General features: G+C 63.7%; 20 protein-coding genes. 13 read left to right on the top strand and 7 right to left on the bottom strand.

Annotated features, from left to right (window positions below; genetic code table 11):
- Nucleotides 1-43: 43 nt before the first annotated feature.
- Entirely contained in the window at nt 44-184 is a 141-nt protein-coding gene (locus K408_RS42605) for a hypothetical protein (protein WP_196232340.1), read from the top strand.
- Here the strand turns inward: K408_RS42605 and K408_RS0101695 are convergent.
- Genes K408_RS0101695 through K408_RS0101685 form a run of 3 tightly spaced genes read right to left on the bottom strand, consistent with a single transcriptional unit; the run spans nt 181 to nt 3,996 of the window.
- Nucleotides 181-1,767 (bottom strand): ATP-binding protein, encoded by a 1,587-nt coding sequence (locus K408_RS0101695; RefSeq protein ID WP_024337441.1) that lies wholly within the window; start codon nt 1,765-1,767, stop codon nt 181-183. The two genes, K408_RS42605 and K408_RS0101695, sit on opposite strands and share 4 nt — an antisense overlap.
- Nucleotides 1,764-2,468 carry a response regulator gene (locus K408_RS0101690; RefSeq protein ID WP_024337442.1) on the bottom strand — a complete coding sequence of 235 codons (705 nt, stop codon included), beginning with the start codon at nt 2,466-2,468 and terminating at the stop codon, nt 1,764-1,766. The genes K408_RS0101695 and K408_RS0101690 overlap by 4 nt, the downstream gene beginning before the upstream one ends.
- 19 nt (nt 2,469-2,487) lie before the next feature.
- Nucleotides 2,488-3,996 carry a DUF4153 domain-containing protein gene (locus tag K408_RS0101685; protein ID WP_024337443.1) on the bottom strand — a complete coding sequence of 503 codons (1,509 nt, stop codon included), beginning with the start codon at nt 3,994-3,996 and terminating at the stop codon, nt 2,488-2,490.
- Nucleotides 3,997-4,185: 189 nt separating this feature from the next.
- On the opposite strand from K408_RS0101685, the gene K408_RS0101680 reads away from it, so the two are divergent.
- Entirely contained in the window at nt 4,186-5,529 is a 1,344-nt protein-coding gene (locus tag K408_RS0101680) for a glycoside hydrolase family 3 N-terminal domain-containing protein (protein WP_024337444.1), read from the top strand.
- Nucleotides 5,530-5,622: 93 nt separating this feature from the next.
- Here the strand turns inward: K408_RS0101680 and K408_RS0101675 are convergent, their stop codons facing one another.
- Nucleotides 5,623-6,894 (bottom strand): DUF892 family protein, encoded by a 1,272-nt coding sequence (locus K408_RS0101675; protein WP_024337445.1) that lies wholly within the window; start codon nt 6,892-6,894, stop codon nt 5,623-5,625.
- A 230-nt stretch (nt 6,895-7,124) separates the two neighbouring features.
- On the opposite strand from K408_RS0101675, the gene K408_RS0101665 reads away from it, so the two are divergent.
- Nucleotides 7,125-7,331, top strand: coding sequence for a hypothetical protein (locus tag K408_RS0101665; protein WP_024337446.1), 207 nt, complete (start codon nt 7,125-7,127; stop codon nt 7,329-7,331).
- A 134-nt stretch (nt 7,332-7,465) separates the two neighbouring features.
- Here the strand turns inward: K408_RS0101665 and K408_RS0101660 are convergent, their stop codons facing one another.
- Complete coding sequence (locus K408_RS0101660) at nt 7,466-8,311, bottom strand: SDR family NAD(P)-dependent oxidoreductase (RefSeq protein ID WP_024337447.1); 846 nt, start codon at nt 8,309-8,311, stop codon at nt 7,466-7,468.
- Between the two features lie 181 nt (nt 8,312-8,492).
- Here K408_RS0101660 and K408_RS0101655 point away from each other — a divergent pair, with 181 nt between their 5' ends.
- The 4 genes from K408_RS0101655 (at nt 8,493) to K408_RS0101640 (ending at nt 13,656) form a co-directional block, all read left to right on the top strand.
- Entirely contained in the window at nt 8,493-9,989 is a 1,497-nt protein-coding gene (locus tag K408_RS0101655) for an aldehyde dehydrogenase family protein (RefSeq protein ID WP_024337448.1), read from the top strand.
- A 120-nt stretch (nt 9,990-10,109) separates the two neighbouring features.
- A complete protein-coding gene (locus K408_RS0101650) occupies nt 10,110-11,237 on the top strand; it encodes an alkene reductase (RefSeq protein ID WP_024337449.1) in 1,128 nt (375 codons plus the stop codon).
- A gap of 145 nt (nt 11,238-11,382) precedes the next feature.
- Nucleotides 11,383-11,886, top strand: a complete 504-nt coding sequence (locus K408_RS0101645) for a GFA family protein (RefSeq protein WP_024337450.1) — start codon at nt 11,383-11,385, stop codon at nt 11,884-11,886.
- A 108-nt stretch (nt 11,887-11,994) separates the two neighbouring features.
- Entirely contained in the window at nt 11,995-13,656 is a 1,662-nt protein-coding gene (locus K408_RS0101640) for a thiamine pyrophosphate-binding protein (protein WP_024337451.1), read from the top strand.
- Between the two features lie 115 nt (nt 13,657-13,771).
- On the opposite strand, the gene K408_RS0101635 is transcribed toward K408_RS0101640, so the two are convergent.
- A complete protein-coding gene (locus K408_RS0101635) occupies nt 13,772-15,151 on the bottom strand; it encodes an LLM class flavin-dependent oxidoreductase (RefSeq protein WP_024337452.1) in 1,380 nt (459 codons plus the stop codon).
- A 299-nt stretch (nt 15,152-15,450) separates the two neighbouring features.
- Between K408_RS0101635 and K408_RS0101630 the strand changes: the two genes are divergently transcribed.
- The 6 genes from K408_RS0101630 (at nt 15,451) to K408_RS0101605 (ending at nt 21,179) form a co-directional block, all read left to right on the top strand.
- Nucleotides 15,451-16,848 (top strand): M20 family metallopeptidase, encoded by a 1,398-nt coding sequence (locus tag K408_RS0101630; protein WP_024337453.1) that lies wholly within the window; start codon nt 15,451-15,453, stop codon nt 16,846-16,848.
- Nucleotides 16,849-16,935: 87 nt separating this feature from the next.
- Entirely contained in the window at nt 16,936-17,847 is a 912-nt protein-coding gene (locus K408_RS0101625; RefSeq protein WP_024337454.1) for an amino acid ABC transporter substrate-binding protein, read from the top strand.
- Nucleotides 17,848-17,960: 113 nt separating this feature from the next.
- The gene (locus K408_RS0101620) at nt 17,961-18,692 is read left to right on the top strand and encodes an amino acid ABC transporter permease (RefSeq protein ID WP_024337455.1); all 732 of its coding nucleotides are present in this window, start codon (nt 17,961-17,963) and stop codon (nt 18,690-18,692) included.
- A 4-nt stretch (nt 18,693-18,696) separates the two neighbouring features.
- The gene (locus K408_RS0101615) at nt 18,697-19,389 is read left to right on the top strand and encodes an amino acid ABC transporter permease (protein ID WP_024337456.1); all 693 of its coding nucleotides are present in this window, start codon (nt 18,697-18,699) and stop codon (nt 19,387-19,389) included.
- A 12-nt stretch (nt 19,390-19,401) separates the two neighbouring features.
- Nucleotides 19,402-20,133: an amino acid ABC transporter ATP-binding protein gene (locus K408_RS0101610; RefSeq protein ID WP_024337457.1), complete on the top strand. Its 732-nt coding sequence runs from the start codon at nt 19,402-19,404 to the stop codon at nt 20,131-20,133.
- Between the two features lie 185 nt (nt 20,134-20,318).
- Nucleotides 20,319-21,179 carry a D-amino-acid transaminase gene (locus K408_RS0101605; RefSeq protein WP_024337458.1) on the top strand — a complete coding sequence of 287 codons (861 nt, stop codon included), beginning with the start codon at nt 20,319-20,321 and terminating at the stop codon, nt 21,177-21,179.
- A gap of 87 nt (nt 21,180-21,266) precedes the next feature.
- Here the strand turns inward: K408_RS0101605 and K408_RS0101600 are convergent, their stop codons facing one another.
- Nucleotides 21,267-21,752, bottom strand: coding sequence for a carboxymuconolactone decarboxylase family protein (locus K408_RS0101600; protein WP_024337459.1), 486 nt, complete (start codon nt 21,750-21,752; stop codon nt 21,267-21,269).
- Between the last annotated feature and the right edge of the window lie 18 nt (nt 21,753-21,770).

The following is a 21,770-nucleotide window of genomic DNA, read 5'->3' as shown; positions in this document are numbered from 1 at the left end:
ATACGACTTACATATGACGCGGGGAGTCATGTGCGAGGCTGTCATGGCAGAGAAGCATTCCGCCGATCCGGCAGAGATCATGCGAGCGACCGGCCATCCCGAGTTGGAATATGCCGCAGGCTGGACCATCGCTGGTCTCGTGACCATCGCCACCATCGTCGCCGCCTGGGTGTTCGCCATCTAGGCTGCCGGGAATTGGAGTTCGAAGGCCGCGCCCTTGTCGGTGGGCTTGAGCCTGATCGAGCCGCCATGGCTCGCCATCACCGCGCGCGCGATCGCCAGTCCCATCCCGGTGCCGCCCTGGTCGCGGCGGGTGGTGAAGAACGCGTCGAAGATCCTGTCTCGATTCGGCGGCGAGATCGGTTCGCCGTCGTTGCTCACGGTCAGCAGCAGGGTCGTGCGCTCGAAGGCCGCCTCCAGCCGGATTGACCTCGCCTCGTGCCGCATCGCGTTGTCGGCGAGGTGCGACAGAACGATCAGCGCCTTCTCGCTGGACATCGCGACCGGGCGGTCGAGGTCGCCGCTGGCCGAGATGTCGCCTGCCGGGAACCGGCTCCTGAGATCGGCAATGACGGGGGCAAGCTCGGTGCGCTCGTTTTGCGGCAGGCTTTCGGCGCGGGCGAGCTCGCGCAGCCGCTGTGCCATTGCTTCCAGCCGTTGGGTGTCCGACAGGATGTTGGCGATGAACATCTTCTGCTCGGCCGGCGTCAGGCCGCCCGATTTGCCCTGAACGGAGTCCTGCAACAACTCGGCCGCCCCCTTGATCGAGGTCAGCGGCGATTTCAGTTCATGGGTGAGGTGGGCCGAAAATGTCGCGATGTAGTCGGAGCGCCGCGCCAGTTGCTCGGCCATGCCGAGAAAGCTGTGCGAGAGCTGGGCGAACTCGCGCGTGCCGTAGTGCCGGAGCGGCTGGAACGCCTCGCGGTCACCGCGGCCGATTCGGGCGGCACGGTCGATCAGTTCGCGCATCGGCAGCGTGATGGTGCGCGAGAAGACGATGCCGATTGCGATCGTGCCGAGGATGACGGCAAGGCCGGCCAGCACGAACTTGGCCCGCTCCTGGTAGAGATGGTCGAAGATGTTGCTCGGCGTACGCGTGGTGTAGATCACGCCGGCGACGCGGTTGTTGACGATGACCGGCATCGCCGAGAACACATGCACGCCGAGGCCGCGGCTGAAGGAGTAGATCGGCGGCGGCGGCTTGTCCGGCACACGATTGCGCAAGGTGGCGCGGTACTGCCCGTGCAGTGCATCGGCGACCTCCTCGATATGCGCAAGGGATTGCCCGATCTCCTGCCGCCCGGCGATCACAACGCCTTGCGGATCGAGGATGCGAAAACCTGCCAGGGTCACCTTCTGGGTCTCGCGGATGATCGGCGTCAATCTTGCGCCGATCTCGACAAAGGCAGGCTGCGCCGGCCGGATTGCTGCTTGGGCACCGGGCCGACGCCGCAGCAGGTCGTTGGCGGTGAGATCGAGCGCGGGGCGAATCGGCGTGACCTGGTCGCCGGGATCGGGCAGCACGCCCGGGGGCACCTCGGTACCGAGCGTCAGGCCGCTGTCGAGTCTTGCCGCGACCTCCTGCGCATAGATCGTCGCGAGCACGCGGCTCTGCGCGATCAGTTCGGCCTGGGTCTGGCGGATCAGCTGGTTGTCATAGAGGCGGAAGAAGAACAGACCGACCAGCGGCAGGATGGCGACCGTGGCCAGCACCGTGAAGATGACGAGCCCAAGCGACGGCCGCCATTTGTCGGGCGCCGCGCTCATGCCTCTTTCTCGCAGCGTCCGAGCTTGAAGCCGACGCCGTGGATGGTCTCGATGACGTTCTCGCAGGCGAGCGCCGCGAGCTTGGCGCGGATGTTGCGGATATGGCTGTCGATGGTGCGGTCGGAGACCTGGATATTGAGCTGATATGCCGCCCGCATCAGCTGTTCGCGGTTGAACACAGACGTTGGCCGGGTCAGGAAGGCGCGCAAAATGCCGAACTCTATCGCGGTCAGCTTCAGCGGCGTCCCTGCAAACGAAGCCACGTGCTGCTCGGGATCGATCAGGAGCCCACCTTGCACGAGCGCGGCCGGACCGGACTTGGCCTCGCCATTGCGCGGACTGAGGCGGCGCAGGATGACATTGATCCGCGCCACTAGCTCGCGAGGGCTGAACGGCTTCGTCACGTAGTCGTCGCCGCCGATCTCGAGACCGAGTATGCGGTCGATCTCCTCGTCGCGCGCCGACAGAAACAGGATCGGCACGTCGGACGTCTTGCGGATCTCGCGGCAGACGTCGAGGCCGTCGAATTCGGGCAGGCCGATGTCGAGCACGATCACATCCGGCCTGTCGGCGGCAAAGCGGGCGAGTGCCTCCTTGCCGTCGCGTGCTTCGATCACGTCCATGCCCGCCTTCTTGAGGGCGACACGGATGACCTCGCGGATATGGATCTCGTCGTCGACGATGAGAATGCGATGCGCCAAGAAACTCTCCGTTAACTCGTCAGCCCGCCGGACCGCTGCCGGACTGAGCTCTCGCCTGCGCGTCCAGCCTGCGCTGGAGCCGCCAGCTCCGAAATCCCCAGCTTCGCCAGGCCAGGTCCCGACGTTGCTGTTCTACAAGTCGGTCGCGGCGTGACACAAGGCTGCCCTGGCCGGCGCCGGGCCGCAGCGCCATCGCATTGTCGATGGCAGGCAGCGCTTGCGGCCCGAGTGTCAGCAGATAATCGATGTCCAACTGCACGCCTTTGCCCGATGCTTCCCGGCTGTGGGCGACATTGTAGTCGGCGATCAACGCATCGAAGTTCACGAGGGAGCAGCCATAAAGCACGATCGACAACGCGATGAGGTTGGCGCCGACGAGCCATAGGTTGGACCTGTCGAGCACGATGCGCGCGACGATCAGGATCAGGCCGAGCGCCACCAGCCCCATCCAGATGAAGGCGGCGATGCGCCAGTAGGTCAGCATGTAGATGTCGACGTAGAGATCGAGCCGAAGGATGGACGAGGCGACCAGAAGCACGTTCTGCCCTACCCAGAGATAGACCAGCGACCGGATCACCCTCGATTTCTCTGCCGGGCCGCCCGGGCGCATTGCCACCAGCACGAAGGCGGCGGCCAGCAATGCCGTCGCGATCAGGGGATAGGCGCCGCGATGGGCATAGCCGGCATAGGTCAAATTGTCGGGCAGCGCCACATGGCCCCAGAGATAGATGCCATCGAGGACGGTCTGGGCCGCGAACAGCAGGTTGAACAGGATGAGCGATCGCAGAATGGTCGAGGGGCCCAAGAAATCTGGCGAGACGAGGGGCGCAACAGGCTCCGGCTCGGCGACATCGGCTGCCGCGTCGACAGCGATCTTCCGGCTTCGCCAGCGCACATTGATGAATGGCCAGACCAGTGTCAGCATCAAGGCCCAGAACAGCACGCGCGGAACGCTGACATGCTCGAGGACAACCTTCGGATTGAGCAGGGATACCCACTGCTCGATCACCGGATTGGCCGCGGCGAACAGTGTGACGAATACGGTGCTCAGGGCCATCGGCATCAGCCACAGCGCGATGCCTTTAGCGAAAGATGCCTTGTCGAAGACCTTGAGCACATCCGGCAAGAAGCGAAAGAAGCCGAGCAGGATGAAATCTCGAAGGGCGCGGGCGCGGTCTACGAGTCCTGCCGTCTCTGGATTCGTCGTGAGTAGCAGGGCGACGAGCAGCGCTGCGGCGAGGATCGGAAATGAGAGAGCGTTGATCTCTTCCATCGCGGGCACGAGGCCGAGCGCGAGAATCGCACCTCCAATCGCCGCGCGCCGAAGATTCAGCATCGCGTGGTTTGTGAACATCGAGGCACAGGCGATTGCGATCACAAAGATGGCCAGCGAAAACCCGAGCCGCTGGCCGTAGAAGAGCCAATCGGCGAGTGCTGCGAGCAGCAAGGCCATTGTGAGTTGGACCGGCAGCGCGGAAGGCCCGATCGGTTGGATGTCCGTCGTCGATGTCGAAGGCAGGCTGGTCATGTCCAGAAGATCCTCCGTGAATGGTGGCATCACAGAGTCTGAATGGCTCCTGTGCAGAAGCCTGGATCGTCGTCTGCACGGTTTCAGGAGTCTTTTGCAGATTTCGTGCAGGTGCGTTCTTGCCTCTCGCGCAATGTCGATCGCGCTGATTAGGTGTGAAGCATTCGCCACTCACGAGTGTGACGCATCATGCAGTTACTCCGACGTATCGGTCTCATCCTGCTCTGGCTGGCCGCGCCTGTAGCTGCATTCGCGGCTGCGAACAAGAACGATCCCTATCTGGTTCTGCTGCGCGGCGCCGGAAACATCGCGCTTGTCTTTGCAAGCATCGCGATTGTCATCGTCCTGTGGCGCAGGGGGCGATGGCGAAGCATTGCAGGAAAGCTGCTCGTCATGCTTTGGTGCTTGCCGCCGCTGCTGATGTCGGCGGCGCATGTCAGGTTCGAGCTGCGCAAGCACGCTGTCCTCACCTCGAGTGACCCCGAGGCGCGACAGCTCGGACCTCACTTCATGGTCGGCTATTCATCGTTCCCGGAAGTCGCGCGCCTTGCCGAGAAGGGATTGATCGGCGGCGTCTACATCACCCGGCACAACATCCGGGCGCGGACGGTCGGGGCGCTACGCGCCGAGATCGCGACGCTCCAGGATATCAGGCGCACCGCCGGCCTGCCGCCACTGTTCGTCGCCGCGGATCAGGAGGGCGGCATCGTCGGCCATCTTTCACCGCCGCTGACGAAAGTTCCGGCGCTGGCAACACTCGCCGGGCTCGCGCCAGACGAGCAGCAGGCCAAAGCCGAAGAGTTCGGCCGCATTCATGGCCGCGAACTCGCGGATCTCGGAGTCAACCTCAACCTCGCGCCGGTGCTCGACCTGAAGCCGCCGCCCAGGCGCAATCGCCTCGATTTCCATACGCTGATCGGGCAACGTGCGATCGCGACCGATCCCGTCGTCGTGGGCACGATCGCGACCGCCTATGTGCGTGGGCTGGAGGAATCCGGCGTCGGTGCCACGCTGAAGCATTTTCCTGGCATCGGCCGCGTGGACGGCGACACCCACCACTTCAGCGCAAACCTTGATACGCCCGTGACGGAGCTGGAGGCAACGGACTGGCGCCCGTTCCGGGAGGTGCTGTCGCGTTCGCGCAGCGCGCTCATGGTCGGTCATGTCACGCTCACCGCCGTTGATCCCGATCGCGCCGCCTCGCATTCGAAACGCGTCGTCCAGGGCATCATTCGCGACAAGTGGAACTACCACGGCGTGGTGATGACCGACGATCTCGTCATGGGCGCGATCTACCAGAACGACGTCTGCAAGGCTGTGGTGGAGGCGATCAATGGCGGGGTCGATTTGCTGCTGGTCGCCTATGACGGCGTGCAGTTCTACCGTGTCTTTGCCTGCGCGCTCGAGGGATCGCGGCAGGACAAGCTCGATGCCGCGATGCTGCGCGCCAGCGCGGGGCGGCTGGACAGTGGCCGTCCGGTCGTGCAGGCCCGGACTGTTTCGCGAGCGATCAGCGCCGATCGTCAGGAATAGTTACATACCGGCTCGATCGCGCAGCACCGCCTCGCGCAACGGCGCGAGGCAGTCCGGTTCCGGTCGTCCGTGCGTCGGGTCGTCGTACGCTCCTTATTCGGCCTGCTCCAGCGCGGCGGGCATCTTCGCGACCGACATCAGCGACCGCGCCACCTGATTGAGCAGGAGGTCGGCATTTTCTTCCTCGGCAAGCGACCTGGAGAGCAGGGCGACAATCGCGCTGTGCCGAAGCTGCTGCGCCAGGTTGCGGGCCGTGGTGTAGCCGGACATCTCATAATGTTCGATGCGCTGGGCCGCTGAGATCAGCGCAAGGTCGGCGGCCGCGTCCTCCTTATCTTCGCCTTCCTTCATGACCTCCTGGCCCTCCTCGATCAGGCCCATCATGCCCTTGCATGGCTTGGCCCGGGCGTTCTCGCCGAGCAGTTCGAAGCACTCGTTGATGCGCTCGACCTGGTTCTCGGTCTCCACCAGGTGCTGCTCGAACAGCTCGCGCAATTGGTCGAAGCGCGCGGCCTGCGCCATCTTGGGAAGCGCCTTCGTCAGCTGCTTCTCGGCATGCAGAATGTCGCGGAGTTCGTGGAGCAGGAGATCCGTCAGGCCCGCCTCGTCGACGGGCGGTGAGCTCTCGGTGACGATCGGGGTCGCAGCGCCGGGATCCGAGGATTGCAGCGCAGGCGATTCCGTGAACACCCAGTCCTCTCCTTCGTTCCAGGGACCGCGGGTGTCGATCTCGCCATGGTCGCCGCTGCCCGTGGAGTCGTTGAAGTACTGGTTCACCAGGCCGGGCGTCGGCGCAATCCTGCCCACACTGAAGGCCGGCTTCGACAGGCTTTCGAGCGCGCGCGCAAATGCCTTCATATGCGTGATCTCGCGCGTCATCAGGAATTGCAGCGCATCCTTGCTGCCGGCATCGTCGCAGAAATTGATCAGTCGCTCGTAGACGATCTTCGCGCGCGCTTCGGCCGCGATGTTGCTGCGGAGGTCCACGTCGAGTTCGCCGGTGATCTTGAGATAGTCGGCGGTCCAGGGATTGCCCTGCGAATTGAACAGATTGACGCCGCCCCCGCCGGCAATCGCAATCAGCGGATCGGCCTCGGCGGCCTGACGGTCGTTCTTCGAAGGCGCGAGATGCATGCGGGCAAGGCAGCCGACGACTTCCAGATGGCTGAGCTCTTCGGTGCCGATGTCCATCAGCAGGTCCTTGCGATCAGGATCCTCGCAATTCAGCCCCTGAATCGAGTATTGCATCGCAGCCGCAAGTTCCCCGTTGGCGCCGCCGAACTGCTCGAGGAGCATATTGCCGAAGCGCGGATCGGGTTCATCGACGCGCACAGTGAACATCAGCTTTTTGACGTGGTGATACATGGAAGGGCTCGCGCTGAGAGGGAACTACGCCGACAACGAACGCTTGGAATGTTCGTTCCTAGCCATCCCAAAGTTGGGATTCGCGGGGGTGACGGGGGACGAGGAGGCGCCATGCCACCGCAATGTGGACCACTTCGCATGAGGTTATGTGACCCGCGATCCTCGTCAGCATTGTGCTTCGAACGCGGGTGCGATATGGCTCGCGCGCCTTTCAGAAGCGGAGACCAGCCTTGTCGAAACAATCCCTGCGCGAGGAGGCCGAACGCCTGATCCGCGAGTCGATGGAAAAGAAGACCATCGTCGTCAAGCAGGGCACGACCCGCATCGAGGCGATCTGCGGCAAATGCGGCGCACCGAACCGGGTACAGGCGGAGAAGGGCCAAAGCCGCGTCAAGTTCGCCTGCAAGAATTGCGGGCACAAGCAGGAGACGCTGTAGTGCTTGCGTGCAGCGAACACTCCGCCCGTCCTCCTGCGGAGCCCGCTGTAAGCGGTCGGGCCGGGCTGCCCCAGCCGGGCCTGCATGGTTCGTGACGCGCACAAGGCGCGCTCCTCACGGCGAGGGGGCGGCAGTCACTTCCCCTCCACGAACGTCTTGAACGCGTCCGCGTAGTCCGGATGCCAGCGTGACAATGGCGGGCGGTTCTCGACGATGTCGCCGGCGGCCCAGAGCATGCGTTTCTCGTCGAGGGCGCGCGGTACGTCGTTGTCCGGACACAAGATATAGAAGTCGCCCGCCTCCAGCCGCATCAGCATGAAATCCACGGTCTGTTCCGGCGTCCAGGCGCCGGCCGGCTTCTCGCTGCGTCCCTTCGCCGTCAGGCCGGTGAAGACGAAGCCCGGGATCAATAGATGTGCCGAGACCTGGCAATCTTTCGTGTTGCGCAGCTCGTGTTGGAGCGCCTCAGTGAACGCCTTCACGCCGGCCTTCGAGACGTTGTAGGCGGGGTCGCCCGGCGGCGTGGTGATGCCCTGCTTGGAACCGGTGTTGATGATCAGGCCGCACCGGCCGCGTGCGATCATGTTCGGCGCGAAGATCCGCGAGCCGTTGATGATGCCCCACATGTTGACGCCGATGATGCGCTGCCAATTGTCGGGATCGCCGAACAATGTGCTGCCCGGCTGGATGCCGGCATTGTTCATGAGGACATCGGTGCCGCCGAACCGCCCGCGTACCGTGCGCTCCAGTTCCAATACGCTCTCGGCCTCGCTGACATCGACGACTGAACTCATCACGTTTGTGGCAACCGTGATGGATGACAGTTTTGTTGCAGCTTCTGCTAACCGTGTCTCGTCGACGTCCGCGATACACACCTTCATTCCAGCGCGCGCAAACGCGGTGGCAGCGGCAAATCCGATGCCGGACGCGCCGCCTGTGATAACGGCAACGTTGTCTCTGACGATGGCGGGATGTGGCATGGATCGTCTCCGTGGATGGCTCTCGGTCGAGCTATAGCATGGCAGCAATCCGACCCTGCACAAGTCGGCATGGGAGGTCTTCCTTCTTCGCTGCCTTTACGCCTATCCAGCAGGGCTGTATCCTCGATCGAACGATCCCGCCCAGATCGAACCAATCAATCACCTGATAGGGAGCGCAGCCATGGCTGTATCGCAGGCTATTCCGATCACGCGTCATCCGTTCGCCAACGGATCGTACAAGCAGATGCTGATCGACGGAAAATGGGTCGATGCAGCCTCGGGCAAGCGCTTCGAGACCCGCAATCCCGCCACCGGCGAGCTGCTCGCAACCGTCGCCGAAGGCGACAAAGAAGATATCGACCGCGCGGTGGCCGCGGCACGCCGCGCCTTCGAAGGGTCCTGGAGCAAGGTCAAGCCCTTCGAGCGGCAGAACCTGCTCTTGAAGCTCGCCGATCTCGTCGAGAGAAATTTCGACGAATTGTCACAGCTTGACACGCTCGACATGGGTGCGCCTCTCAGCCGCACCCGCGCCTATCGTCTCCGCGCCGTAGGCATGCTGCGTTACTACGCCGGCCAGACGACCGCGATCCATGGCGAGACCATCGAGAACTCGCTGCCGGGTGAGATCTTCTCCTACACGCTGAAGGAGCCGGTCGGCGTCGTCGGCGCTATCATCCCCTGGAACGGACCGCTGACGGCGACGATCTGGAAGATCGGTCCGGCGATCGCGACCGGCTGCACCGTCGTGCTCAAACCTGCCGAAGAAGCGCCGCTGACTTCGCTGCGCATCGCCGAACTCGCGATGGAAGCCGGCGTGCCGCCCGGCGTCATCAATGTCGTGCCCGGCTATGGCGAGACCGCGGGCGCTGCGCTCGCATCGCACCACGATGTCGACAAGGTCGCCTTCACCGGCTCGCATGTTACGGGCCAGTCGATCATCCGTGCCTCGGCCGGCAACCTCAAGCGCGTCTCGCTCGAGCTCGGAGGCAAGTCGCCTGACATCGTCTTCGCGGATGCCGATCTCGACGCAGCCGTCCCGGGCGCCGCGATGGCGGTGTTCGCCAATTCCGGGCAGATCTGCAGCGCCGGCACGCGCCTGTTCGTCGAACAGTCGATCTATGACGAATTCGTCGGTCGCGTCGCCGAGTTCGGCAAGAAGCTGCAGGTCGGCAACGGCCTCGATCCCAACGTGCAGATCGGCCCGCTCGTCTCCGAGCAGCAGCTCGAACGCGTCACCGGCTATCTGGACATCGGCCAGAAGGAAGGCGCCAGGGCGCTCGCCGGCGGCGGCCGCGTCACCGAAGGAGCTTTGTCAAAGGGCTTCTTTGTCTCCCCCACGGTGTTCGCGGGTGTTGAAGACAACATGCGCATCGCGCAGGAGGAGATTTTCGGACCTGTGATCTCCGCGATCGCCTTCAAGGACATGGACGAGCTGGTCAAGCGCGCCAACAACACCACGTTCGGCCTCGGCTCCGGCTTGTGGACGCGCGACGTCAGCAAGGCTCACGCGGTGGCGAAGAGTCTGCGTGCCGGTTCGGTCTGGGTGAACTGCTACCAGGCGATGGACCCAGCCGTGCCGTTCGGCGGCTACAAGATGAGCGGCTATGGCCGCGAGTCCGGCAAGCAGCATGTCGAGGAATATCTCAACGTGAAAGCCGTCTGGATCAAGACCGCCTAACATCAACATCCCTTCCATCTTCCACGGGAGGGAATATCTGCCTTTGCGGGGGCGGCACCTTTGCCGGTGGCCGCCCTTCGCTATATGATCCGCATCCTTCCATAGACATCTGGGGCCCATATGAAATTCGAGGCGTTGTTTCAACCGTTGCAGGTTGGTCCGTATAAGCTTGCGCACCGCGTCGCGATGGCACCGCTGACCCGTATGCGAGCCGAGCGCGAGAGCTTTTCGCCGCGCCCGCTCAACGCCGAGTATTACGGCCAGCGTGCGACGAAAGGCGGCCTGATCATTGCCGAGGCCTCGCCGGTGCTCTCGCATGGCCGCGGCAATCCGGCCACGCCAGGCATCTATTCGGAGGCGCAAGTAGCCGGTTGGCGTAAGGTGGTCGATGCGGTGCACGCCAAGGGCGGCATCATCTTCCTGCAGCTCTGGCATGTCGGCCGCGTCTCGCACTCATCGTTCCATGGCGGCGCGCTGCCGGTCTCTGCTTCGGCGATCCCGATCAAGGCCGAGGGCATGAAGGCCATGACCGCAGACGGCAAGATCGCCGATTACGAGACGCCGCGTGCGCTGGAGACCGAGGAAGTGAAGGGCATCGTCGAAGCCTTTAGACAGGGCGCGAAGAACGCGCTTGCCGCGGGCTTCGACGGCGTCGAGATCCACGGCGCCAACGGCTATCTGCTCGAGCAGTTCCTGCAATCGCGCAGCAACCAGCGCACCGATCAATATGGCGGCTCGATCGAGAATCGCGCGCGGCTGCTGCTCGAGGTAACGCAAGCTGCGATCGACGTCTGGGGTGCAAACCGCGTCGGGGTACGGCTGTCGCCCTACGGCATCGCCAACGATTCCGGTGAGCCCGATCCGATGCCGCTCTATACCTATGTTGTGAAGGATCTCGACAAGCTCGGTCTGGCGTATCTGCATTTCATCGAACCACGCTCCAGCGGCTCGGGCCGCGCCGAGGTCAACTGGCAGAACGTGCCATCGGCGATGGTGCTGTTCCGTCCGCTCTACAGCGGCGTGTTGATGACCGCCGGCGGCTTCACCGGGGAGACCGCGAACGCGGCGATCGCCGATGGACATGCGGACATCATCGCGTTCGGCCGCATTTTCATCTCCAATCCCGATCTGCCACGCCGCCTTGAGCACGGCTATCCGATCACGCCGTACAACCGTGCGACATTCTACGGCGGTGAGGAGAAGGGATATACCGATTATCCTGTGTATGACGAACTGACGCCGGCTTGACCTCTGCTGTCATTCCGGGGCGATGCGCAGCATCGAACCCGGAATATGAACGAGCCGCCTGATGGATTCCGGGCCCGCGCCTTCGGCGCGTCCCGGAATGACAATCGTGTATTGTTGCGGTCGCTATGACGACGGGGAGAATTCCATGGCCAAAGCCGCAGCAGCCGCGGGCATAGCCACCGGCCAGTGCCTCTGTGGCAAGGTCACCTTCGAAATCGACGTTCCCGCGCGGTGGGCCTGGCATGATCATTCCGCCGCCAGCCGTCGCGCACATGGGGCGGCCTACGCAACCTATGTCGGAAGCTGGAAGAAGCGCTTTCGCATTACCGCCGGCAAGACCGCGCTCACGCGCTACGAGGACAAGGCGACGAAGACCGCGCGCAGCTTCTGCTCGCATTGCGGCACGCCGATCGCCTATGAGCGACCGCGCGGCCCGCACATGGTCAACATCCCCCGTGCGCTGTTCAACGAGCGCACCGGCCGCCAGCCGCTCTATCACATCGCCATCGAAGAGCTGCAGGAATGGGCCTACACCGGCGAGCCGCTGGTGCCGCTCAAGGGGTTTCCGGGCGTGGTGTGGCAGCGATCGAAAAAGAGGATGCGTGCGCGCGGCGGTGATCCGTTCGAACTGGGACCGGGAGAGATGTAGCGCGCCTCTCCGCGCAACGCAGCCATGACCGCGTTTCCTTGCGCCCATCCCGCAATCTCGGCCATCATACGTTCCGTCCTTGCGGCAACGCCCGCTCCTGGAGGAAACATGAAGAACAAGATCACCGGCCGTTCCGCCTTTCTCGCGCTGCTCAAGGACGAGGGCATCACGCACCTTTTCGGCAATCCGGGCACCACCGAGCTGCCGATCATGCATGCGCTGAAGGATCATCCTGATCTCACCTATGTAATGGCGATGCAGGAGAGCCTGGTGGTCGCGATCGCCGACGGATACAGCCGCGCCTCCGGAAAGCTCGTGGCCTGCAACGTCCACGTCGCGCCCGGCCTCGGCAATGCCATGGGCTCGCTCTACAACGCGCAGTTCACGGGCACGCCGATGATTCTCACCGCCGGCCAGCAGGAGCAGGGCCACGGCCTGATGGAGCCGGTGCTTTACGGCCCCTTGGTGCGCATGGCCGAGCCGCTGGTGAAATGGGCGGTCGAGGTGACGCGGCTGGAAGATCTGCCGCGCATCGTGCGCCGTGCCGCCAAGGTCGCAACGACGCCGCCGACCGGGCCGGTGTTCATTTCGCTGCCGGGCGATATCCTAAACAGTGAAGCCGGCATCGATCTCGGCCGGTCCACCCGGATCGATGCCCGCACGAAGCCATCGGACGAGGCGCTGAAGGCCTTTGCCGCGCGGCTGCTGAAGGCGGAGCGCCCCGTCATCGTCACCATGGACGAGGTCGTCAAGAGCGATGCGTTGAAGGAGGCTGCCGCACTCGCCGAATTGCTCGGCGCGGCAGCTTACCAGTCCTCGACGCCATATGGGGCGCACTTCCTGTCGGAGAGCCCGAGCTTCGTCGGCACTCTGGCACGCGTGCAGAAGGTCGCGCGCGATACGCTTGCGCCTTACGATCTGCTGATCGCGCTTGGCGGCGATCCCTTGCGGATGTCGGTCTATAGCGAGGTCGATGCGCTGCCCGATGGCGTCGGCATCGTGCAGATCGGTCTGCTCGATTGGGAAATCGCCAAGAACTACGGCGCTGAGATCGCATTGAAGGCGGATCTGAAGGAAACATTGCGCGCGCTCATCCCGGTGCTGAAGGAGATGGGCGGCGCAACACTGGCGAGCAAGGCGAAGCAGCGCCTCGCCGAGCTCGCGCCGACCAACTGGGCCGCGCGGCGTGCCGCTCTTGTCCAGGAGATCAGCAAGAGCGCGGACCGTACTCCGATCGATCCCGATTTTCTGGTGCTGCAGATGGTCGAGGCGATGCCTGACAATGCCATCCTCGTCGACGAAGGCCTCACCTCCAGCCGCCAGATCACGGCGCTGCGCCCGCACCGCGACCGCTACGGCTATCACGGCCTTGCCTCCGGCGGCATCGGCTGGGGTCTGCCGGCGTCCGTCGGCGCGAGCATCGCCAACCCGGATCGTCCGGTGGTGTGCTTCTCGGGCGATGGCAGCGCGATGTACTCGATCCAGTCGCTGTGGACCGCGGCGCACCACAAGCTGCCGCTCAACGTCGTCATCGTCAACAATGGCGGCTACCGCATCATCAAGCAGCGGCTGCTCGCCTTCCATGGCGACGACAATTACGTCGGCATGGACTTCGTCGATCCTCCCGTGGATTTCGCAGGCGTCGGCAAGGCACTGGGCTGCGAGGCGATCAGGGTCAGCGACCCCCGCGAGCTGAAGGCGACGCTGGCGTCGGCGTTCGGCCGGCCTGGGACGAAGCTGATCGAGGTGATGGTGGACGGCAAGGTGTAGGGGCGGGATGTCGCATCGTCATTGCGAGGAGCGTAGCGACGAAGCAATCCAGACAGTCTCTGCGGATGCATCTCCGGATCGCTTCGCTACCCTCGCGATGCGAGGAGGTGGCAACCTATCCCTTCTTCCCCACCCGATACTCCGCCGCCGGATGGTTCGCATCGAGTCTTGCCCGGCCCGCGCCAAACAGCTTCTCACGCAGCGTGCCTTTCGCGTATTCCGGCTTGTACCGCCCGCGCCGGGTCAGCTCCGGCACCAGCATGTCGGCGATATCCTCGAAATCACCGGGCGAGACTGCGAACGCGACGTTGAGCCCGTCGACGTCGGTCGCCTCGAACCACTCTTCGATCTTGTCCGCGACCATCTCGGGCGTGCCGACCACGACCGGGCCGGCGCCGCCGATGCCGACATGCTCGATGACGTCGCGCACGGTCCAGACCCGGTCGGGATCGGCCCGGGTGACATTGTCCATCGCACTGCGGCCGGCGTCATTCTGGACGTGGCGGACCTGCTGGTCGAGGTCGTAGCCGGAGAAGTCGACGCCGGTCCATCCCGACATCAGCGCCAGCGCGCCCTCGGGGCTGATGTAGCGGCGGTAATCGGCGTATTTTTCCTTTGCCTCAGCCTCGGTCCGCCCGAGGATGATCGTCATCATCGAGAACATCAGGATTTCGGCCGGATTTCGCCCCAGCGCAGCGGCCTCCTGCCGGATCGCCGACACGCGTGGCGCGATCACCTTGGCCGACGGTCCCGACATGAACACGCATTCGGCGTGACGTGCGGCGAACTGCCGGCCGCGCGGCGAGGTGCCGGCCTGGTACAGCACCGGCGTGCGTTGCGGCGACGGCTCGCTGAGATGAATCGTGTTGTTGATACGGAAGTTCGCGCCCTCATGATTGACGCGATGAACTTTCGCGGGATCGGTGAAGATGCCGCGCGTCCGATCGCGCAGCACGGCGTCATCCTCCCAGCTGCCTTCCCAGAGCTTGTAGACGACCTCCATATACTCGTCGGCGATGTCGTAGCGGTCGTCATGCCCGGTCTGCTTGTCCTTGCCGGCGCCGCGTGCGGCGCTGTCGAGATAGCCGGTGACGACGTTCCAGCCGACCCGCCCTTCGGTGAGGTGGTCGAGCGTCGACATCCGCCGTGCGAACGGGTAGGGTGGCTCGAAGGATAGATTGCTGGTGACGCCGAAACCGAGATTTTGCGTCACGGCGGCCATCGCCGAGAGCAGCAACAGCGGCTCGTTCGACGGCGTCTGTGCTGCATTGCGCAAGGCTGCGTCAGGGCTGTTGTCATAGACATCGTAGACCCCGAGCACGTCCGCCAGGAAAAGCCCGTCGAAGCGGCCTCGCTCGAGCGTCCTGGCGAGATCGATCCAGTAGGGCAGGCGGTTGTAGTCGGCGGTGCGGTCGCGCGGATGGGTCCACAGGCCGGGTGATTGGTGTGCGACGCAATTCATCGCAAATGCGTTGAGCCTGATCTCTTTGGCCATGCTGATCTCCGGGCGCTCTGTACTGGGCGCTCATCGAATGATAGATGTGCGCGCCAACCTGGCGAAGTTCTTGCATATGGTTGGCCCTTGGCAAGGGCCAACCAAGGTTTGGGTGTTGGCAAGATCAATTCGGCGGTGCCGCTGCGCTTGGCAAGCCAATCTCAAACGAGCAGGACGAAATCCCGAGACAACTGCAAGAGAACTACAACGGAAACTCCAGAACTGTCCAAGCGCGCCGCTGTGGACGGCCTTTGTAGCCCGCTGCGTTCGCCCGCGCCGAAACCTTGAAACCGAAAGCAATGACCAGAGCCGACGCCATCGCCCGCGCCCGGGGCGACTTCAAATCCGGTGCGTTTCTCGCTGAACTCGACCGTCGCGTCGCGTATCGCACCGAAAGCCAGAATCCATCGCGCGGCGCCGAGCTGCGCGCCTATCTGAATCAGGAGATGCAGCCGGCCTTCGCCGCGCTGGGCTTCTCCAGCCGCATCGTGGAATCGCCGAGCGGGAAGGCGCCCTTCCTGCTCGCCGAGCATCACGAGAGCGCGTCCGCGCCGACTGTGCTGATTTACGGCCATGGTGATGTCGTCGATGGCATGGAGGGCGAGTGGCGCGAGGGGCGCGATCCCTGGCGCACCACCGTTTCAGGCGCGCGGCTCTACGGCCGCGGCACCGCCGACAACAAGGGCCAGCACAGCATCAACATGGCGGCGCTCCGCGCGGTGCGCGAGGCCCGCGGCGGCCAGCTCGGCTTCAACGCCAAGTTCATCATCGAGATGGGTGAGGAGATCGGCTCGCCCGATCTCGGCAAGGTCTGCGATCTCCATCGCGATGCGCTCACGGCCGACCTGTTCATGGCTTCCGACGGGCCACGCCTGTCCGCCGACCGCCCGACGCTCTTTCTCGGCTGCCGCGGCGGCATCCGCATCCATCTCGACGTGAACCTGCGCGATGGCGGCCACCATTCCGGGAATTGGGGCGGCGTGCTCGCCAACCCCGCGACCATCCTGGCCAACGCGATCTCGACGCTGGTTGATGGGCAGGGCCGTCTCCTGCTCGATGCCTTGAAGCCGCCGCGGCTCACCAATCAGATCCGCAGCTATCTCGCCGACGTGCAGGTGGTGCCCTCGGCGGACGAGCCGGCACTGGCGGAGAATTGGGGCGAGGAGGGGCTGTCTGCCGCCGAACGGCTCTATGCCTGGAACACGCTGGAAGTGCTCGCGATGTCCTCGGGCAACATCGAGAAGCCGGCGAACGCTATCCCCGGTCAGGCCAATGCCGTGCTGCAACTGCGTTTTGTGGTCGGGACCAAGATCGAGGGCCTGATCGAGGCGATCCAGGCACATCTGACCGCGAAAGGTTTTCCGATGGTCGAGGTGCGGGCGGCCCAGAGTTTTGCTGCATCGCGCACGGATTTTGACAGCCCCTGGATCAAATGGGCGGCGGAATCGGTGCAGGCGACCACGGGCAAGGCCCCGGCGGTGCTGCCGAACTTTGGCGGATCGCTGCCCAACGACGTATTCTCCGAAATCCTGGGCCTGCCGACGATCTGGGTGCCCCACTCCTATCCCGGCTGCTCCCAGCATGCGCCCAATGAGCACATCCTGCTGCCATTGACCGAAGAGGCCTTGACGGTGATGGCCGGGCTGTTCTGGGATCTCGGCGAATTGCCAAAACCACTAGCAGGCCCGTTAACCTGAGCCGTCGATCCCGCCAAAAGTTACATTCTAATCCGGCCCGATTTGTGCTTGCATCCGGGCCGCATCATCCGAAAGGGGAAGAGAAAAGTGAAACATTTCCGTAGCATCGGGCTCGCGCTCGCCGCGACCTTCGTCGTCAGCCAGGCCGGGGCCCAGCAGCTGACCGGCACGCTGAAGAACATCAAGGACACCGGCGCCATCACGCTGGGCTTCCGCGACTCCTCGATCCCGTTCTCCTACCTCGACGACAACCAGAAGCCCGTCGGGTTCGCGATGGACATCTGCTACAAGATCGTCGATGCCGTGAAGAAGGAGCTCAAGCTCGACAAGCTTGAGGTCAAGCTCAACCCGGTGACGTCGGCAACGCGTATCCCGCTGATGGCCAACGGCACCATCGACCTCGAATGCGGCTCGACCACCAACAACGCCGAGCGCCAGAAGCAGGTCGCCTTCACCAACACCCACTTCCTGACGGCGAGCCGCTACGTTTTCAAGAAATCGAGCGGCCTGAAGTCCATTGACGACCTCAAGGGCAAGACGGTGGTCTCGACTGCCGGCACCACCAACATCAAGCAGCTCACCGAAGCCAACGCTGCGAAGGGCCTCGGCGCCAACATCATCCCGGCCAAGGACCACGCCGAAGCCTTCCTGATGGTCGAGACCGATCGCGCGGTCGCCTTCGTCATGGACGACATCCTGCTCGCAAGCCTCGTCGCCGGCTCGAAGTCGCCCGGCGACTATGAGATCTCCAAGGACGCGTTCTCCAAGCCCGAGCCCTACGGAATCATGCTGCGCAAGGACGACCCCGCCTTCAAGAAGGTGGTGGATGCGGCAACGGCGGCGCTCTACACCTCCGGTGAAGCCCAGAAGATCTACGACAAGTGGTTCATGCAGAAGATCCCGCCGAAGGGCCTGAACCTCAACACGCCGATCTCGGCCCAGCTGAAGAACGAGTTCGCCAAGCCGACGGACTCGCCGAATCCGGACGACTACAAGTAAGACAAAACCTCGATCTTTCGACCGGGATCATGTCCGGCCACTCTTGACACCAGAGTGGCCGGACATTTGCATAGGCGCCCAGGACATCCATGGCGCGTTCGCGCGGGGGACACGTGAACTACAACTGGAACTGGGGAATCTTTTTCCAGCCGAATCCGATGGGGACCGGCACCTATCTCGATATGCTGCTGTCGGGCCTTGCGCTGACCCTCAAGACCGCGGCGCTGGCCTGGGTCATTGCGCTGATCACCGGCTCGATCGTCGGCGTCATGCGTACGCTGCCGTCGAAAGGCGCGAACTGGTTCGGCTTCGCCTATGTCGAATTTTTTCGCAACATGCCGCTGCTCGTGCAGTTGTTCCTGTGGTTTTTCGTGCTGCCGGAATTGCTCCCCAAAGGCGCCGGCACGTGGCTGAAGCAACTGCCGAATGCGCCGTTCTGGACGGCCGCGATCGGCGTCGGCTTCTTCATGTCGGCCCGCGTCGCCGTGCAATTGCAGGCCGGCATCGGTTCGCTGCCGCGCGGACAGAAGATGGCGGCGACCGCGCTGGGTCTGACCACGGTGCAGACCTATCGCTACGTGCTGCTGCCCATGGCATTCCGCATCATCCTGCCGCCGCTGACCTCCGAATTCCTCAACACCATCAAGAATACCGCGGTTGCGATCACCATTGGCTTGCTCGAGCTGACCGGACAGGCGCGCTCGATGCAGGAATTCTCGTTCCAGGTGTTTGAGGCCTTCACGGCCGCGACCCTCCTTTACCTCCTCGTCAACGCGGTGGTCGTGACCGCGATGCGCTTCCTCGAGCGCTGGGTCGCGATCCCCGGCTACATCACGGGGAAATAGCGCGATGTTCGCCAATCTCGATTTCGACGTCATCCGCCGCGCGCTGCCCTACCTGTTCTATGAAGGCATGACGTTCACGCTGACGCTGACGGGGCTCGCTGCACTCGGCGGCCTCATCTTCGGCACGGCGCTCGCCCTCATGCGTCTCTCCGGCTTCAAGATCCTCGGTCGGATCGCCGGCATCTATGTCGATTTCATGCGGTCGCTGCCGCTGGTGCTGGTGATCTTCTGGTTCTACTTCCTGGTGCCCTATATCGGGCAGTGGGTGACCGGCGCCTCACGGCCGATCAGCGTCGGCGCCTTCGCGTCCTCTCTCATCACCTTCATCATGTTTGAGGCCGCTTACTTCTCCGAGATCATGCGCGCCGGCATCCAGTCGATCTCGCGCGGACAGCCGGCCGCCGCGAGCGCGCTGGGGCTGACCTACGCGCAGTCCATGCGCTACGTCGTGCTGCCGCAGGCCTTCCGCAACATGCTGCCGGTCCTGATCACGCAGACCATCGTGCTGTTCCAGGACACCTCGCTGGTCTACGTCCTGTCGATCACGGACTTTCTCGGAGCGGCCAGCAAGGTGGCCCAGCGCGATGGACGCCTCGTTGAAATGTACCTGTTCGCTGCGATCGTCTACTTCACCATTTCCTGTGTCGCGTCATACGGCGTCCGCCGCCTGCAGGCGCGCATCGCCATCATTCGCTGAGGCTAGGCGCTCATGATCGAAATCAGCCACGTCAACAAATGGTACACGCCGAGTTTCCAGGTGCTGACCGACTGCACCACCAGCGTCACCAAGGGTGAGGTCGTCGTGGTCTGCGGCCCCTCCGGCTCGGGCAAGTCGACGCTGATCAAATGCGTCAATGCGCTGGAGCCGTTCCAGAGCGGCGACATCCTGGTCGACGGCACCAAGGTCAACGATCCCAAGACCAACCTGCCGAAGCTGCGCTCGCGCGTCGGCATGGTGTTCCAGCACTTCGAGTTGTTTCCGCACCTCAAGATCATCGACAATCTCTGTCTGGCGCAGGAGAAGGTGCTGGGCCGCCCGCGCGACAAGGCGCAGACCAAGGGCATGCAGTTGCTGGAGCGCGTCGGGTTGAAGGAGCAGGCGCAGAAATTTCCGGCTCAGCTCTCCGGCGGTCAGCAGCAGCGCGTCGCCATCGCCCGCGCGCTCGCCATGGACCCGATCGTGATGCTGTTCGACGAGCCGACCTCGGCGCTCGATCCTGAAATGGTCAGCGAAGTTCTCGATGTGATGGTCGATCTCGCCCGTGAAGGTATGACTATGATGGTGGTTACTCACGAGATGGGCTTTGCCCGCAAGGTCGCCAACCGCGTCATCTTCATGGACCGAGGCGAGATCGTCGAGGACGCGTCGAAGGACGATTTCTTCGGCAAGCCCCGCAGCGACCGCGCGCAGAAGTTCTTGTCGAAGATCCTCTCCCACTAACCGATGGTCGTCCCGGGGGCGCCCGTAGCGCGAGCCCGGGATCCATCAGGCGGCGTAACGCGGGGCGAAATGGATTCCGGGCTCGTCGCTTCGCGCTGCCCCGGAATGCGAATAGAGGGGTGATCCGTCCCCCTAACTGGCGTATAAGCGCGCCAAATTTCCCATCCCCCCAGGAGACCCGCGCCTTGGACCCGATCGCCTACGTCAACGGCTCATTCGTCCCGCTCTCGGAAGCCAAGATCTCGGTGCTCGATCGCGGCTTTCTGTTCGCGGACGGCATCTACGAAGTCTCGGCCGTGCTCGACGGCAAGCTGGTCGACAACGCCTCGCATCTGGCGCGGCTTGAGCGTTCCGTTGGCGAAATCAAGCTGAAGCTGCCGGAGACGATCGAGCGCATCACCGAGCTTCAGAAGGAACTGATCGCGCGCAACAAGCTCGACAATGGCCTCGTCTACCTCCAGGTCACCCGCGGCGCCGACAAGGGGCGCGACTTCCCGTTCCCCAAGGGTGACGTCAAGTCGAGCCTGGTGATGTTCACGTCCGAGAAGGACATCGTCAACGCCGCCTCGGCGAAGACCGGCATCAATGTCATCACTGTGCCCGACATCCGCTGGGAGCGACGCGACATCAAGAGCGTGGCGCTGCTGGCGCAGGTCTTGGCGAAGCAGGCCGCCGCGGAGGCCGGCGCGGGCGAGGCCTGGATGCTGGAAGACGGATACGTCACCGAGGGCGGCTCGTCGTCGGCGTTCATCCTGACCAAGGACGACGTCATCGTCACGCGCAGGAATTCCAACGCGATCCTGCCGGGCTGCACCCGCAAAGCGGTGATCGCACTCGCCGAGGAACGCCAGCTCCGTGTCGAGGAACGTTCGTTCACGGTCGCAGAGGCGCTCGCCGCCAAGGAGGCGTTCATCACCAGCGCATCCTCCTTCGTGCAGCCGGTGGTCGCCATTGACGGCAAGACGATCGGCGACGGTAAGCCCGGCCCGGTGGCAACGCGCCTTCGCGAGATTTACGTGGAGTTCGCCAAGGCGACGGCGGTTTGATCGTCATTGCCGGGCCTCACCCAGCAATCCATCAGGAGTCAGAGGTTCATTTTGATGGATGCGCGGGTCAAGCCCGCGCATGACGATCTATATTTGTGTCGACGTGGTTGCCTGCGCCATCGACGCCTTCACCTTCACCGGATGGACGGCGCGGAACGCGATCGCGATCCTATTCCAGGCGTTGATCGTCGCGATCAGCATGGTCAGGTTCACCGCCTCCTCCGCGGAGAATTGCGCGCGGGCCTGCTCGTAGGCGTCGTCGGGCGCATGCGTCTCGGAGATCAGCGTCACCGCCTCGGTCCAGGCCAGCGCGGCGCGTTCGCGCTCGGTATAGAGCGAGGATTCGCGCCAGGCATCGAGGAGATAGATGCGCTGCTCGGTCTCGCCGCGCTTGCGCGCGTCTTCGGTGTGCATGTTGATGCAGAACGCGCAGCCGTTGATCTGCGACGCCCGGATCTTGACGAGTTCGATCAGTGATTTCTCCAGACCCGTCGACTGGATCTGCGCCTCCAGCGCCATCAGCGCTTTGATGGTATCGGGTGCGGCCTGGTAGTAGTTCATGCGAGGCTTCATCGTCGTTCTCCTCTGTTG

Source organism: Bradyrhizobium sp. in8p8 (assembly GCF_000426845.1).
Taxonomy (GTDB): Bacteria; Pseudomonadota; Alphaproteobacteria; order Rhizobiales; family Xanthobacteraceae; genus Bradyrhizobium; species Bradyrhizobium japonicum_C.
Note: the sequence above shows the minus strand (reverse complement) of the source record. Positions and strands in the feature narration are given on the sequence as shown.

Excerpts from the sequence above, each read along its gene's own strand:
- K408_RS0101685 (WP_024337443.1), bottom strand. The coding sequence starts at position 3,996 with ATGACCAGCCTGCCTTCGACATCGACGACGGACATCCAACCGATCGGG.
- K408_RS0101630 (WP_024337453.1), top strand. The coding sequence starts at position 15,451 with ATGACCAGAGCCGACGCCATCGCCCGCGCCCGGGGCGACTTCAAATCC.
- K408_RS0101675 (WP_024337445.1), bottom strand. The coding sequence starts at position 6,894 with ATGTATCACCACGTCAAAAAGCTGATGTTCACTGTGCGCGTCGATGAA.
- K408_RS0101680 (WP_024337444.1), top strand. The coding sequence starts at position 4,186 with ATGCAGTTACTCCGACGTATCGGTCTCATCCTGCTCTGGCTGGCCGCG.
- K408_RS0101645 (WP_024337450.1), top strand. The coding sequence starts at position 11,383 with ATGGCCAAAGCCGCAGCAGCCGCGGGCATAGCCACCGGCCAGTGCCTC.
- K408_RS0101610 (WP_024337457.1), top strand. The coding sequence starts at position 19,402 with ATGATCGAAATCAGCCACGTCAACAAATGGTACACGCCGAGTTTCCAG.
- K408_RS0101600 (WP_024337459.1), bottom strand. The coding sequence starts at position 21,752 with ATGAAGCCTCGCATGAACTACTACCAGGCCGCACCCGATACCATCAAA.
- K408_RS42605 (WP_196232340.1), top strand. The coding sequence starts at position 44 with ATGGCAGAGAAGCATTCCGCCGATCCGGCAGAGATCATGCGAGCGACC.
- K408_RS0101615 (WP_024337456.1), top strand. The coding sequence starts at position 18,697 with ATGTTCGCCAATCTCGATTTCGACGTCATCCGCCGCGCGCTGCCCTAC.
- K408_RS0101655 (WP_024337448.1), top strand. The coding sequence starts at position 8,493 with ATGGCTGTATCGCAGGCTATTCCGATCACGCGTCATCCGTTCGCCAAC.
- K408_RS0101640 (WP_024337451.1), top strand. The coding sequence starts at position 11,995 with ATGAAGAACAAGATCACCGGCCGTTCCGCCTTTCTCGCGCTGCTCAAG.
- K408_RS0101695 (WP_024337441.1), bottom strand. The coding sequence starts at position 1,767 with ATGAGCGCGGCGCCCGACAAATGGCGGCCGTCGCTTGGGCTCGTCATC.
- K408_RS0101635 (WP_024337452.1), bottom strand. The coding sequence starts at position 15,151 with ATGGCCAAAGAGATCAGGCTCAACGCATTTGCGATGAATTGCGTCGCA.
- K408_RS0101660 (WP_024337447.1), bottom strand. The coding sequence starts at position 8,311 with ATGCCACATCCCGCCATCGTCAGAGACAACGTTGCCGTTATCACAGGC.
- K408_RS0101650 (WP_024337449.1), top strand. The coding sequence starts at position 10,110 with ATGAAATTCGAGGCGTTGTTTCAACCGTTGCAGGTTGGTCCGTATAAG.